This window comes from Streptomyces sp. NBC_01317 (assembly GCF_035961655.1).
Classification (GTDB): domain Bacteria; phylum Actinomycetota; class Actinomycetes; order Streptomycetales; family Streptomycetaceae; genus Streptomyces.
The window spans coordinates 7,416,847-7,430,713 of record NZ_CP108393.1; the positions used below are offsets into that span (position 1 = coordinate 7,416,847).

Here is a 13,867-nt window from a genome sequence, read left to right on the forward strand (position 1 = left end):
GCGGACAGGGCTCAGGCCTCAGGGCTGCCCTGGGGTGTGTCCGTGATCCCGGCCGGGTCGGCTGCCAGGGTCGGCTCGGCCGGGATCCAGCGGTGCGATCCGGTGTCGTATTCATAGGCGGGGCGGCCCCGGAGACCGCTCGTACGGAACGGCTTCCCGTGGTCGTCGATGCGTACGGTCCCGGAGCGCGCCCCGCTGCTCCACTCCAGCTCCAGGTACCACGCGCAGTCGCAGGTGACCGCACGGCCGGTGGCCAGCAGGATCTCGGGATCCGTGGCCGACACCCGGTAGGGGAAGGAGACGGCGGGGATCGGTTCGCCCGCGTCGTTGCCCGCCTTGGAGCGGGCGAGGGGGCGGGACGCGTCGAGGTCGATGTCGAACAGGCGGGGGGTGAGGGAGCCGCCGCAACCGGGGCTCATGTGGTACGTGCGGTACGGCAGCGGTGTCCGCTTCGCCGCGATCCGGACGTGCAGGGCCTGGAGGACCACCGCCGTGTCGCTCTTGCCCTGCACAGTGACGCGCACGCTGCTCTCCCCGGCGTCCACCGCGCCGACCGACCGGGCCCAGGGCTCGGCGTCGGCCTCGGTGGGGGGCGGGGGGACGGCGGAGGGGGCGCGGTTGACGAGGAAGGCGTGGCCGCAACCGCCTTCCCAGACGTAGCGGTTGGTGCTCCAGGTGAAGGGGGTGCCGCTGTCGTTGCCTCCACCGGTGTTTCCGCTTCCGCCGCCGCCCTTGGTGCCCGACGACGGACCGGACGGCTTCTTGCCGGCCGTGGTCCCCGGGCGGGGGTTCTTCGTCTGCTTCGGATCACCCGAACGGGGGGCTCCGGTGGGAGCCGTGGCCGTACCTGAGATGCGGGGGCCCGGGGACGAGGAGGTACCGGACGTGACGCCGCCGCCCGGCGACGGCGTAGTGCCGGTGGTGGAGCCGCCGGCCGGCCGATCGGCGGCGCGCGGCCGGTCGGCCGTGGACAGGGGCGAGCGGTCGAAGGCCACGAGGAGGACAAGCGCGAGGACGGCCGCGGCGACGGCGGCGGAGCAGCCGGTACGGCGCAGGAGCCGGCGGCGGGCGGGAGGGGGCGGGTCGGGCGGGGGAGGACCGACGGTGAGGGGCTCGCTGGTGTCGGCCGATCCGCCCTCCACCTCCACTTCCCCCTCCATCTCCTTGTCGGCGCCCGCCCCCGCCCCCGCCCCGGCCCCCGCGGCCACTCCGGCCCCGGCCTCCTGACGTTTCCGGCGCTCGATGTCGGCCCGTACCCACAGGCGGTGAAGGGCGATCAGGTCGTCGGCCTCGCAGCCGCACAGCCGCGCCAGCCGTTCGATCGGCGCGAACTCCACCGGCACCGTGCTCCCCGAGCAGTACCGGTGCAGCGTCGAGCCGCTCACCCCCACCCGGCGCGCCAGCGCACCGTAACTACGGCCCGATCCCTCCCGGATCTCACGCAGTCGTCGCGCGAACGCGTCGGTCTCCGCGTCCTTCGGCGTGCTCACAGCGTGCCCACTCCCCCCGGCCGTCACAGGACGGCGTTCCATCCCTACTGAAGAGACCCACGTCAAAGGGGGTGGAACGGTTCCAGCGTTCCACCGACGGCTCAGATGCTTGCGGCCTACGTCACGAGCCGTCGAAGCTGGTGATCGTTCAGCAGACGACGAACACGGGGGAAGTACTTCCATGATCACCAACATGTTCCGCGCCGCCGCTCTGACCACAGCGGCCGTGGGGATGACCGTCGCCACGATCACCGCGGCCACCGCCGCTCCCGTCACACCCGCCTTCCTCTCGGCCTCCCAGCTGCCGGCCGCGAGCACGCCGTGGATCGCCGGGCCCGTGCAGTCCGGGGCGGCCGACGACTTCTGCGTCGAGGGCGTCGCACCGGACGCGAACAGCAAACACCGCGAGTTCAGGACCGACCTGGACACCGGCGCCCGGCAGACGATCACGGTCGCCGCCAGCGAGACCAAGGCGAAGGCCCTGGCGGCGAAGCTGCGCACCGCGATCGAGGGCTGCGTCGACCGCCTCAAGGCGGAGTACCCGACCCTGGAGGGCGAGGCTTTCCACCACGGCCGGATCGCCGTGGAGGAGGGCGCCGACCTCTACAGCATCGACACCGCCGACCCCGGGGTGGGCTCGACCGACATCGCGCTGTACGCGGTCGGCCGCGACGGCAAGGCGGTCACGGTGATCGGCTGGAGCCAGCTGGGCGACCTCGACGGAGCACCCCTGAACGGCTTCCGCACGACCACCCGCACGGCGGTGGCCAAGCTCTACTGAGCCACCCGCCACCACACATCACAGACTGTCCGTCAGGATCCCCATCGGCTCCTGACGGGCACATCGGGGGAGCGAGCGGGCTCCGGACCGGACCACTCCGGCCCGGAGTCCGCTTACCGCCACCGCGCCCCGCGCCCTACGGGAACGGGAGGGTGCGGGCGAAGAGGGTGACCAGGATCAGGACCGCGGGGAAGCAGGCGAGGAACATGGCGAACGTGTAGCCCATGATGTCGCGGGCCTTGAGGCCCAGGATCGTGAGCGTGGGGAGCATCCAGAACGGTTGCAGGAGGTTGGCGCTCGCCTCGCCGAGGTCGTACACCACGACCACCCAACCCTGGTTCACGTGGAGTTGGTTCGCCGCGTCCAGGACGTACGGTGCCTCGATCACCCACTTGCTGCCGCCGCTCGGGACGAAGATGCCCAGGACACAGCTGTAGACCGCGGTGAGGGCCGGGTAGAAGAACTCGTTCGACACCGACACCAGCCAGCCCGCGATCGTTTTGCTCAGGCCGGTGAAGGCGATCATCCCGAAGATGCCGCCGTACAGGGGGAATTGGAGCAGCACACCGGAGGCGGCGGGGGCGCCCTCGCGGAAGGCCTGGGCCAGCCGGACCGGGCGCCAGTGGAGGATGAGGGCCAGCAGGATCAGGATCAGGTTGATGGTGTTCAGGTCGAGCGCGGCGAGGGCGTCGCCCTCCGCGTCGGCGAAGTGCCGTACGAGATACCAGGCGCCGAGCGCGAACAGCAGGACCGCGAAGACCGGGCTGTACTCGATCCACTCCCCGGGACGCCCCCGCCGCGTCTCGGGCCGCTTCCCCGCGACGCTCGGCCCCAGTTCGATGCCCAACTGGTCGGCGGTCTTCGCGCGGTCGGGGGACGGGGAGAGGAACCAGGCCGTCGTCACGGCGATGACGAAGATGACCGCCGTGGCCACGACGCCCTGCCACAGGAAGATCGTCTCGGTGAGCGGGATGAGCCCGCTGCCGCGCCCCTCCGCGATGACCTTCTGCACCGCGGGCGGGCTCGACGCGTCGCTCGCCACCTGGAGCGCGGCCGACCCGGAGAGGCCCTGCGCCCAGACCGTACCGAGGCCCAGGAAGGCCATCGCGCCGAGCGCCCGGTAGTCGACCCCGCTGACCCTGCGGGCGATCTCCTTGGCGAGGATCGCCGTGAAGATGAGGCTGAACGCCCAGTTGAGGTACGAGGTCACCATGGCGACGGCGGCGGTGAAGGCGATGGCACCGCGCGGGGTACGGGGCAGCCGCGCGATCCTCGCTATCAGCCGGCTCACCGGCGGGGAGACCGCGACCGCGTAACCCGCGATGATGATCATGGCCATCTGGAGCGTGAACGTGATCAGGGACCAGAAGCCCTGGCCCCACGCGTCCACCAGGCCGTACCCGGTGGTGTCCGCCGGATCGGACGGACTGCCGAACAGCCCTTCCCCGGAGGCGAGTCCGAGCGCGAGGACCGCGAACGTACCCACCAGGACGAAGCCCAGCGCGTCGGGCAGCCACTTCTCGGTGAAGGCGGTGAAACGCAGGGCCAGCCGCGCGAGCCAGTTGTCTCCGGCCGGAGACGACGGTTCGGACGGCGTGGGGAGCGCCGGCTTCGGGTCCGGCTCCTGCGGGGGCGCCGTGGGCATGGGGGGTCTCCTGTCGGCCGGTGGGGGGAAGCGGCTGTGGGGAGGATGGTGGAGGGGGCGCCGCCCGGAGTCAATGGCGCCACCCGTCTCCCACCCGTCCCGGCGGCCCCACGGGCGTGTGGTCCAGACCTCTTGACCGAAGGTCTGGACCAAATTACCGTTCGGCGGAACACCGGAACCCCCACGGACGTCTCCAGGCCCCCACAGGCCGGGAGTTGGCCGGGTCCCCCCCCACAGACCGTCATGAACGGCCGGCCCGCTCAGGTGCCGCCTGTCATGGCCAGAAGGGACTACCGCATGATCGGTCGGACCATACGCATCCTCGGCGCCGGACTCGCGCTCGCCTCGCTCGGCTTCCTCGCCCAGCCGCCCGCCACCGCCGCGCCGAGCGCCCCGCAGGCCGAGACCTGCGCCGTCAAGTCGAAGCCCGCGGGCAAGGTTCTCCAGGGGTACTGGGAGAACTGGGACGGCGCCGCGAACGGCGTCCACCCCCCGCTCGGCTGGATCCCGATCACCGACAGCCGCATCGCCGCCCACGGCTACAACGTGGTCAACGCGGCCTTCCCCGTGATCCGTTCGGATGGCACCGTCCTGTGGGAGGACGGGATGGACGCGACGGTCAAGGTCGCGACCCCGTCCGAGATGTGCCAGGCCAAGCAGAACGGCCTGACGCTCCTGATGTCGATCGGCGGGGCCGCCGCCGGCATCGACCTCAACTCCACCGCCGTGGCGGACCGCTTCGTCGCGACCGTCGTGCCGATCCTCAAGAAGTACAACTTCGACGGCATCGACATCGACATCGAGACCGGGCTGGTCGGCAGCGGCACCATCACCAAGCCGTCCACCTCGCAGGCCAACCTGATCCGCATCATCGACGGCGTCCTGGCCCAGATGCCTTCCAACTTCGGCCTGACGATGGCCCCCGAGACGGCCTACGTCACCGGCGGCTCCATCACGTACGGCTCGATCTGGGGCGCGTACCTGCCCATCATCAAGAAGTACGCGGACAACGGCCGCCTCTGGTGGCTGAACATGCAGTACTACAACGGCAGCATGTACGGGTGCGCGGGCGACTCGTACTCCGCCGGCACCGTCGCGGGCTTCACCGCCCAGACCGACTGCCTGAACAAGGGACTGGTCGTCCAGGGCACCACGATCAAGGTCCCGTACGACAAGCAGGTCCCGGGACTCCCCGCCCAAACGGGCGCGGGCGGCGGCTACATGGCGCCGAACCTGGTCACGCAGGCCTGGAACAAGTACGCCAACGGGCTCAAGGGCCTGATGACCTGGTCCATCAACTGGGACGGTTCAAAGAACTGGACGTTCGGCAACAACGTCAAGGCCCTGCAAGGCCGTTGAGCCGGTAGGGAACGAACGGAGGGCCGGGAGGCCGCACTTGCCGTGCGGGCTCCCGGCCCTCTTGCGTTCAGCGTGGACGGACCGTCAGCCGAGCGTTGCCAGCGCCTGGTTGAAGGTCGCCGACGGGCGCATGACCGCCGCCGCCTTGACCGGGTCCGGGCGGTAGTAGCCGCCGATGTCGGCCGGCTTGCCCTGGACGGCGATCAGTTCCTCGACGATCGTCGTCTCCTGCTCGGACAGCGTCTTGGCGAGAGCGGCGAACGCCTCCGCCAGCTGGACGTCGTCCGTCTGCTGGGCGAGCTCCTGGGCCCAGTAGAGAGCCAGGTAGAAGTGGCTGCCGCGGTTGTCGATGCCACCCACCCGGCGGCTGGGCGACTTGTCCTTGTCCAGGAACGTGCCCGTCGCGCGGTCGAGCGTGTCGGCGAGCACCTGGGCGCGCGCGTTGCCCGTCGTCTGCGCCAAGTGCTCGAAGCTGACGGCGAGGGCGAGGAACTCACCCAGGCTGTCCCACCGCAGGTAGTTCTCCTTGATGAGCTGCTGGACGTGCTTGGGCGCGGAACCGCCGGCGCCCGTCTCGAACAGGCCGCCCCCGTTGATCAGCGGCACGACGGAGAGCATCTTCGCGCTCGTGCCCAGCTCCAGGATCGGGAACAGGTCGGTCAGGTAGTCACGCAGCACGTTGCCGGTGACCGAGATCGTGTCCTCGCCGCGGCGGATCCGCTCCAGGGAGAACGCGATCGCGTCGACCGGCGACTTGATCTCGATCTGGAGCCCCTCCGTGTTGTGCTCGGGCAGGTACGCCTTGACCTTCTCGATGAGGTTCGCGTCGTGAGCGCGGGTCTCGTCCAGCCAGAAAACGGCCGGGACACCGGTCGCGCGGGCGCGCGAGACGGCGAGCTTGACCCAGTCCCGGACCGGTACGTCCTTGGTCTGGCACATGCGCCACACGTCGCCCGCGCTCACCGCGTGCTGGAGGACGACCTCGCCCGCCGTGTCGACCACGCGCACCGTGCCGGTGGCGGGGATCTCGAAGGTCTTGTCGTGGCTGCCGTACTCCTCCGCCGCCTGCGCCATCAGGCCGACGTTGGACACGGAGCCCATCGTCGCCGGGTCGAAGGCGCCGTGCGCGCGGCAGTCGTCCAGGACGACCTGGTAGATCCCCGAGTAGCTGCTGTCGGGGATCACCGCGAGGGTGTCGGCCTCCTGGCCGTCGGGGCCCCACATGTGCCCCGAGGTGCGGATCATGGCCGGCATGGAGGCGTCCACGATGACATCGCTCGGCACGTGCAGATTGGTGATGCCGCGGTCCGAGTCGACCATCGCGAGCGCGGGGCCGTCGGCCAGCTCGGCGTCGAAGGATGCCTTGATCGCCGCGCCGTCGGGCAGCGTATCCAGACCGCCCAGGATGCCGCCCAGCCCGTCGTTGGGGCTCAGGCCGGCCGCCGCCAGCGTCTCGCCGTACTCCGCGAACGTCTTCGGGAAGAACGCCCGTACGACATGGCCGAAGATGATCGGGTCGGAGACCTTCATCATCGTGGCCTTGAGGTGCACCGAGAACAGCACGCCCTCGGCCTTGGCGCGCGCCACCTGCGCGGTGAAGAACTCACGCAGCGCCGCCACGCGCATCACCGAGGCGTCCACGATCTCCCCGGCCAGCACGGGCACCGACTCCCGCAGGACCGTCGTCGTACCGTCGTCGCCGGCCAGCTCGATCCGCAGCGAGCCCGCCTCGGCGATCACCGCGGACTTCTCGCCGCTACGGAAGTCGTCGGCGTCCATCGTGGCGACGTTCGTCTTGGACCGAGGGTCCCAGGCGCCCATCGAGTGCGGGTGGGCCTTCGCGTAGTTCTTCACCGAGGCCGGGGCGCGGCGGTCGGAGTTGCCCTCGCGCAGGACCGGGTTGACGGCGCTGCCCTTGACCTTGTCGTACCGCGCGCGGACGTCCCGGTCCTCGTCGGTCTTCGGGTCGTCGGGGTAGTCCGGCAGCGCGTAGCCCTGCCCCTGGAGCTCGGCGATCGCCGCCTTGAGCTGCGGGATGGACGCCGAGATGTTCGGCAGCTTGATGATGTTCGCCTCGGGCGTCTTGGCGAGCTTGCCCAGCTCCGCCAGCGCGTCCTCGATGCGCTGGCCCTCCTCCAGGCGCTCGGGGAAACCGGCGATGATGCGCCCGGAGAGGGAGATGTCGCGGCTCTCCACGGTGACCCCGGCCGTCGCGGCATAGGCCTCGACCACGGGCAAGAAGGAATACGTCGCCTGGGCCGGCGCCTCGTCGGTGTGTGTATAGATGATGGTCGAGTCAGTCACCCGGTGCTCCGCTCCACGTCTGCAACATTGCTTGATATCAAGATATCCCGTGGACGCCCACCTCTGGCCAGGGCCCCGCCCGGTCCGTGCGCCGGGACGGCACCGGCCTCCCTCGGGCGGACTCAACGCCACACCGAAGCGTGCATATAGTTGGTTCCAGGACAAATGGGTCCGCCGGCTGCCCTCCGGCCGTCCGAGCCGCCCCGCCGATGCCCGCCGATACCCGTCCGTCAGCGCCGTCGCCTGAGTGCTGTCCCGCCAATGCCGCTGAGGAAGGGCAGGTCACATGGAGCGCCGCAGCGCCCGATCCACGCAGGACCGAGACGCGACCCTCCGGGCGCTGGGCGCGGACCTGCGGGCAGCGCTCCCGAGGACGCTGGCGGCGAACCGGATGGGCGGATTCCTGCGGGACCTGAGGTCCGACATGATCTTCCTGGACGAGGGCGCCCTCGCGGTCTTCGACCTCCCGCCCGACGGGTTCGACGGCCGGCCGGAGACCCTGTTCGCGCTCATGGTGCCCGAGGACGCGGCCGCCCTGCGCGCGATGGTCTCCCGGGTACGGTACGAGCCCGGCGCCTACGGCACGTACTTCCGCATCCGGTGCTCCGACGGCACCATCCGCTGGGCACACACCCAGGGCGTCATCGAACGGGACGCCTCGGGGGCCCCGCTGCGGGCCATCGGCGTCGTCCGGGACGCGAGCGCCGAACTCCAGCACGTCGCCCAGCAGGCCATTCTGGAGCCCCAGCGCCGCCACCAGAGCGACGTGGTCCAGGCGACCACCGCCGCCCTGTCCCGGGCCCTGACCGTGGAGGACGTCCTGGCGGCGCTCACCAGCCGCGAGATCCTCGACCCGGTGGGCGCCCAGGCGATCTCCCTCACCGTCCTCGACCAGGACCGGCTGCGCCGTATCGCCGTCGCCAGCCTGCCCATGACGATGCGGGAGGAGATGGAGTTCTCCCGGATCGACGCCGACCTGCCCGTCGCGGAGGCGTTCCGTACCCACCGCCCCGTGTTCATCACCAGGCAGAGCGTCGAGGCCGAATACCCGCAGCTGTGGCCGCACGTCAAGGACACCCCGCTCACCGCGGGCGCCGTCCTCCCCCTGATCGCGCAGGCCAGGGCGAGCGGCGTGCTGTCGATCATGTACGAGGGCAAGACCTCCTTCACCCCCGAGGAACGCACCCTCCTGATCGCCCTCGCGGCCACCATCGCCCAGTCCGTGCAGCGGGCCGCGCTGTACGACGAGGAGCACGCCATGGCGGTCGGCCTCCAGCAGTCGATGCTGCCGGCGGCCATCCCGAGCATGCCGGGCCTGCGGGTCGCCGTGCGCTACCAGCCCGCGCGCACCGGCCACCAGATCGGCGGTGACTGGTACGACGTCGTCCCCCTCCCGGGCGGGCGGGTCGGCCTGGTGGTGGGTGACGTCCAAGGACACGACATCCAGGCGTCCGCCGTCATGGGCCAGCTGCGCACGGCCTTGCGCGCGTACGCCGCCGAGGGGCATCCGCCGGCGGCCGTCATGGCCCGGGCGTCGAAGTTCCTCCAGGACCTGGACACCGACCGCCTCGCCACCTGCATCTACGTCGATCTCGACCCGGCGACCGGGCGCGCGCTGCTGGTACGGGCCGGGCACCCGGGACCCGTGATCCGCCACGCCGACGGGAGCAGCAGCAGCCCCGGGGTGGCGGGCGGCCTGCCGTTCGGGCTGCTCCAGTACAGCGACGCGCCCTATCCCACGACCGAGCTGGTCCTCGGGCCCGACGACACGCTCCTGCTGTGTACGGACGGGCTGCTCGAATTCCGGGGCGAGGACATCGATGTCGGGGAGCAGCGCATCCGGAGCGCGCTGTACGACGGCCCCGCGGACCTCGACGAACTGGCGGAGTACATCGTCCAGACGATAGAGACCCGGCAGGGGCAGGAGGACGACGTGGCTCTGCTGCTGGCCACGCCGGCCTCTGCACGGGACGACGCGGCGTAGGCCGTCCTGACGTGGCGTAGGCCGTCCTAAGGGCGCTCGTCCGGTGAGCCGAACACCCACGCGTGGGCCGCCTCCGCCGTGAAGGTGCTCTGGCCACCGGGGAACAGCAGCCCCGCGGTGCCGTACACGGGATCGGTGGCCAGGGCGGCGACGTACGGAACGGCGACGCAGCGCATGCCCGCCGCGTTCGCGGCGGCCACCCCCGGGATCGCGTCCTCCAGGACCACACACGCGGCGGGTTCGGCGCCCAGCCGGCGGGCCGCCTCCAGGAAGACGTCCGGGGCCGGCTTGCCGTGCGGGACCTCCTCGGCGGAGACCGTCGTCGTGAAGTACGGGTCCAGACCCGTGACGCCCAGCGCCACGGTGATCGCCTCGCCGGACGACCCGGACGCCACCGCCATCCGTACGCCCTCCGCGTGCAGCCGCTCCACGAACTTCCGCATCTCGGGGAACACCTCCGTGGAGGCGCGCACCAGCTCCAGGTAGAGCCGGTTCTTCTCCGCCAGCAGCCGCTCCACGGGGGCGTCGATGCCGTACTCCTCGCGCAGCGCCACCAGCGTCTCCCAGGTGCTGATCCCGATGAAACGGCTGTGGTGCTCCCAGGTGAAGCCGTCGACGCCGTGCCGGGCGAGCAGCAGCCGCCCGGCCTCGTAGTAGTTGGGTTCGCTGTCGATCAGGGTTCCGTCGAGATCGAAGATGACCGCCGGGTGGTGCGAAGTGCTCATACCCCCAGCATGCCAAGCCGTACGCCGGGTATACGGCCAGGACGCACGCCCCGCCGCGCACGCGGCGGGAAACGGGGGCACGCGCGACGGGAAATTGGTCCAGACCGCCTGCTACCGTCGCCCCGGCGAGTTTCAGTCGAAGAGGGGACATACACGTGAGCGGCAGGAGCGACGGGCGGGCCTTCATCGGGTCGTTCACCTCGGCGGGCGGCCGCGGCATCATCGCCGTGACCGTGGACCCGGAGACGGGCGCCCTCACCGAACTCGGGGCCACCGACGCCGTGGCGGACCCCTCCTTCCTCGCGGCGGCCCCCGGCGGGTCCGTGCTCTACGCGGTCTCGGAGACGGAGGAGGGCGCGGCGGCGGCTTTCACGGTCTCCGGACCCGGGGCGCCCCGGCCGCTCGGGGAGCCCGTACCCGTGTGCGGCGCGGGCCCCACCCATCTCACGCTCGCCGCCGGTCATCTCGTGACCGCGAACTACGGCTCCGGCAGCGTCACCGTGCTGCCGCTCGCCGTCGACGGCGCGCTGCTCCCGGCCAGCGGGGTGCTCCAGCACGAGGGCACGGGACCGCACCCGGACCGGCAGCGCGGACCGCACGCGCACCAGGTGGTGGCCGACCCGAGCGGCCGGTGGCTCCTCGCCGTCGACCTCGGCACCGACTCCGTCCAGGTTTCCTCCGTGGACGCCGCGTCGGGAGAGCTGGTCCCGCGCGGGGAGACGGCCCTGCGGCCGGGCTCGGGGCCGCGTCATCTCGCCTTCCACCCGGAAGGCACTCACGCGTACGTCCTGAACGAACTCGAACCGACCCTGACCGTCTGCCGCTGGGACGCGGCGGCGGGGGTCCTGGAGGCGGTCGGCGAGACGGCCGTCCTGCCGGACGGCGTGGAGACGGAGAGCTTCGCCTCCGAGGTGGTCGTGGCGCGGGACGGGCGGTTCGTCTGGACGGCCAACCGGGGGCACGACAGCATCAGCGTCCTCGCGCTCGACGAGTCGCGCGAGAAGGCCGAGCTGGTCACCACCGTGCCGTGCGGCGGCCGCTGGCCGCGCGATCTCGCGCTGGACCCGGCGGGCCGCCGCCTCTACGCCGCGAATGAGCACTCCGGCGACGTGAGCTGGTTCGACATCGACCAGGAGACGGGGATCCCCGTCCCGGCGGGGTCCTTCACGGCCCCTGCGGCCTCCTGTGTGATCTTCGGCTGACCCTCGGGGCCGGCTGAGCGCTGACCGTACGACCGCTGAGCGCGGACCGTACGCCCCCGGCCGGCCCGCGAGAGCCCCTGTGACCCCGTGAGAGCACCCGAGGAAGGGCCTGCGCCGAAGACTGACCGGCGCGGCCCTTCCGCGTCACGGGGTGTGCCTGCCGCCCCTGCGCGGCCCCGGCTTCAGTGGGTCGGTGCCCCCTGAGCCGGCTCCGCGATGCCCAGCTCCGCCGTGTACTTGGAGAGCACCAGCTTGCCGATCGCGGGATACGCCCCGAGCGGCTCGGCCGCAGCGCTGTCCGCCTCCTTGAGGGCCGTGTCGAGCAGCCCGCCGGGCAGCTCGGGACCGACCAGGTACGGCGCGAGCGCCAGCTGCGTCGCGCCGGAGCCGCGCAGCTCCTCCGCGACGGCGGCGACCGAACCCTCCACGTCGAGCGCGGCGGCCATCACCGGTACGGCGAGACGGGCGGCCAGCAGCATGCCCGTGATCCCGGCGGTCCGTACCGCCTCCTCCCCGCCCACCGTGACCAGGATGATGCCGTCGGCGGCGGTCGCCACCGTGAACAGCCTGGCGCGGTCGGCGCGGGCGAGCCCGGCCTCCGACAGCCGTACGTGCAGACCTTCGGCGAGCAGCGGGTGCGGACCGAGGACGTCCGTCGTCCGCGCCTCCGTGCCGCTGTCCGCGACAGCCCGGCGTATCCGGTCGAGCAGGTCGTTCTCGGGACCCGTCAGCAGGGGGACGACCACCGCGGCCGGACCCTCGGGCTCGGTGACCTCGCGGCCCGCGGCCTTCGCCAGCTCGTAGCGCTCGATGCGCCGCGCGGCGAGCCGGGTCAGGACGGCCTGGAGCGTGGGCTGCTCGGTCGTCTCGTCCGCGTCGTCGGCGCCGTCGAGGAAGCCGATCGCGGCGTCCAGTCCCGGCAGCTCGGAGCGGGCGATGCTGATGACTTCCTCGGCCAGGCCGCGCGCCGCGTCCGAGGGGGCGCCGGGAACGGCGAGGACCAGCGCGGGGGCACCTTCGGGCGCCGCCACGGGCTCCGGGCGGCGGTGGCGCCCCGACTGACGGGGTCGCGGCATTCGTACAGGCAGGCCGGGTGCAGGCCCAGTGGGGGTGCTCATGGCGTCGAATGCTACTGGTTTTGTGGGTGCGGCTGTTCGGGGAGGGGCCAACACCGAGGCATCTGTCCCTATTTATCCGTTAGGTATTTTTCTGCTCATCTATCCTGTTGTGTCGTGATGTACAACAGCCGCTCGTCGGGCGGCAGTCGCAGCGTGTCCGTGGCGAGCGCGGCCGCGATGTTCAACGCGCCCACCAGCGGATCGCCGGCCGCGGGGACGGTACGGGCGTGGGGCAGCCGGTCCGCCAGTTCGGCCCGCAGGGGCGCCAGCAGCGGCTCGCCCAGTTTGAACAGGCCGCCTGTAAGGGCGACTTCACACTCCCCGATCCTCGGGCAGACCGCCTCGGCCGACTCCGCGATCCCCTCCGCGGCCGCCGCGAGGATCGACCGCGCGACCGGATCGCCGGACGCGAGGCGGGCCACTTCGGGGGCGAACGAGGCGAGTACGGCGGGCCGGTCGCCGCGCGGATAGAGAAGTCCCGGCAGCTCGGGGGCGGGTCCGAAAAAATCCTCCGTCGCGGCCAGCAGCGCGGGCGAGCCGCCGCGCCGGCCGTCGTGTTCCCGCAGGGCCGCCTCCAGCCCCGCGCGGCCGATCCAGGCGCCGCCGCCGCAGTCGCCCAGCAAGTGGCCCCAGCCGTCGGCGCGGTGCCAGGCGGCCAGGTCCGTCCCCAGCGCGATCATGCCCGTGCCGGCCGCGACGACCACCCCGGGCCGCTGGCCCAGCGCGCCGGCGTACGCGGTGACGGCATCGGCGGCGAGCGCGAGCCGCCGTACCCCCAGGGACCGCTCCAGCGCGGCGGGCAGCTCCGCACGCAGCCCGTCGCCGAGCGTGGCCATCCCGGCCGCGCCGACAGCCACCGCGACCGGTTCCGGCGCCCCGGCCCGTACCAGCAACTCCTTTGCGGTGGAAAGGAGTTGACGGAGCAGCTGGCCGGCGTCGATGCCCGAAAGGCCGGTACGGAGCGGCTCGCCCGGATCCGCGAGCAGGACGCGTGCGGGGTCGTCCGTGGAACGCAGTGCGATCCGCAGCCCCGAGCCGCCCGAATCGACGCCCAGCACCCAGCTCATCCCCGCACCCGGCTCATCCCACTACCCCTGGCTCGTTGCGCGCCCGGCGCGGATCAGCACCGGGCTCACGCCGCCCTCGCGCTCTTCGGCGCCGGGCGTACGCGGCTTCCACCTTAAAGAGGGGACACCGGGTCACCCGGGAGGGGGCACCTACCGCGCGTCGCGGCCGCCCGGCCGGGCGAGCGGTCCGCA

At 72.0% G+C, this 13,867-nt stretch carries 10 protein-coding genes; 4 read left to right on the forward strand and 6 right to left on the reverse strand.

All coding sequences use genetic code 11. From position 1 onward, the window contains the following. Positions 1–11: 11 nt before the first annotated feature. Positions 12–1,490: a helix-turn-helix domain-containing protein gene (locus tag OG349_RS32180; protein WP_327237934.1), complete on the reverse strand. Its 1,479-nt coding sequence runs from the start codon at positions 1,488–1,490 to the stop codon at positions 12–14. Positions 1,491–1,671: 181 nt separating this feature from the next. Between OG349_RS32180 and OG349_RS32185 the strand changes: the two genes are divergently transcribed. Then, complete coding sequence (locus OG349_RS32185; protein WP_327237935.1) at positions 1,672–2,271, forward strand: hypothetical protein; 600 nt, start codon at positions 1,672–1,674, stop codon at positions 2,269–2,271. A 136-nt stretch (positions 2,272–2,407) separates the two neighbouring features. Here the strand turns inward: OG349_RS32185 and OG349_RS32190 are convergent, their stop codons facing one another. Next, positions 2,408–3,916 carry a short-chain fatty acid transporter gene (locus OG349_RS32190; protein ID WP_327237936.1) on the reverse strand — a complete coding sequence of 503 codons (1,509 nt, stop codon included), beginning with the start codon at positions 3,914–3,916 and terminating at the stop codon, positions 2,408–2,410. 297 nt (positions 3,917–4,213) lie between these two features. On the opposite strand from OG349_RS32190, the gene OG349_RS32195 reads away from it, so the two are divergent. Then, positions 4,214–5,275 carry a chitinase gene (locus tag OG349_RS32195; RefSeq protein ID WP_327237937.1) on the forward strand — a complete coding sequence of 354 codons (1,062 nt, stop codon included), beginning with the start codon at positions 4,214–4,216 and terminating at the stop codon, positions 5,273–5,275. 84 nt (positions 5,276–5,359) lie between these two features. Here OG349_RS32195 and OG349_RS32200 read toward each other — a convergent pair whose 3' ends face one another. Next, entirely contained in the window at positions 5,360–7,579 is a 2,220-nt protein-coding gene (locus OG349_RS32200) for an NADP-dependent isocitrate dehydrogenase (protein ID WP_327237938.1), read from the reverse strand. A 286-nt stretch (positions 7,580–7,865) separates the two neighbouring features. Between OG349_RS32200 and OG349_RS32205 the strand changes: the two genes are divergently transcribed. Further along, positions 7,866–9,563: a SpoIIE family protein phosphatase gene (locus OG349_RS32205; protein WP_327237939.1), complete on the forward strand. Its 1,698-nt coding sequence runs from the start codon at positions 7,866–7,868 to the stop codon at positions 9,561–9,563. Positions 9,564–9,589: 26 nt separating this feature from the next. On the opposite strand, the gene OG349_RS32210 is transcribed toward OG349_RS32205, so the two are convergent. Further along, positions 9,590–10,288, reverse strand: coding sequence for an HAD family hydrolase (locus OG349_RS32210; RefSeq protein WP_327237940.1), 699 nt, complete (start codon positions 10,286–10,288; stop codon positions 9,590–9,592). Positions 10,289–10,443: 155 nt separating this feature from the next. Between OG349_RS32210 and OG349_RS32215 the strand changes: the two genes are divergently transcribed. After that, positions 10,444–11,490 carry a lactonase family protein gene (locus OG349_RS32215; protein ID WP_327237941.1) on the forward strand — a complete coding sequence of 349 codons (1,047 nt, stop codon included), beginning with the start codon at positions 10,444–10,446 and terminating at the stop codon, positions 11,488–11,490. A 182-nt stretch (positions 11,491–11,672) separates the two neighbouring features. On the opposite strand, the gene OG349_RS32220 is transcribed toward OG349_RS32215, so the two are convergent. Beyond that, positions 11,673–12,608, reverse strand: a complete 936-nt coding sequence (locus OG349_RS32220; protein ID WP_327237942.1) for a sirohydrochlorin chelatase — start codon at positions 12,606–12,608, stop codon at positions 11,673–11,675. Positions 12,609–12,703: 95 nt separating this feature from the next. After that, a complete protein-coding gene (locus OG349_RS32225) occupies positions 12,704–13,675 on the reverse strand; it encodes an N-acetylglucosamine kinase (RefSeq protein ID WP_327237943.1) in 972 nt (323 codons plus the stop codon). Between the last annotated feature and the right edge of the window lie 192 nt (positions 13,676–13,867).

What these genes read in the sequence shown, in the direction of transcription:
- OG349_RS32185 (WP_327237935.1), top strand. Translation starts at nt 1,672, where the DNA reads ATGATCACCAACATGTTCCGCGCCGCCGCTCTGACCACAGCGGCCGTG.
- OG349_RS32190 (WP_327237936.1), bottom strand. Translation starts at nt 3,916, where the DNA reads ATGCCCACGGCGCCCCCGCAGGAGCCGGACCCGAAGCCGGCGCTCCCC.
- OG349_RS32195 (WP_327237937.1), top strand. Translation starts at nt 4,214, where the DNA reads ATGATCGGTCGGACCATACGCATCCTCGGCGCCGGACTCGCGCTCGCC.
- OG349_RS32205 (WP_327237939.1), top strand. Translation starts at nt 7,866, where the DNA reads ATGGAGCGCCGCAGCGCCCGATCCACGCAGGACCGAGACGCGACCCTC.
- OG349_RS32210 (WP_327237940.1), bottom strand. Translation starts at nt 10,288, where the DNA reads ATGAGCACTTCGCACCACCCGGCGGTCATCTTCGATCTCGACGGAACC.
- OG349_RS32220 (WP_327237942.1), bottom strand. Translation starts at nt 12,608, where the DNA reads ATGAGCACCCCCACTGGGCCTGCACCCGGCCTGCCTGTACGAATGCCG.
- OG349_RS32225 (WP_327237943.1), bottom strand. Translation starts at nt 13,675, where the DNA reads ATGAGCTGGGTGCTGGGCGTCGATTCGGGCGGCTCGGGGCTGCGGATC.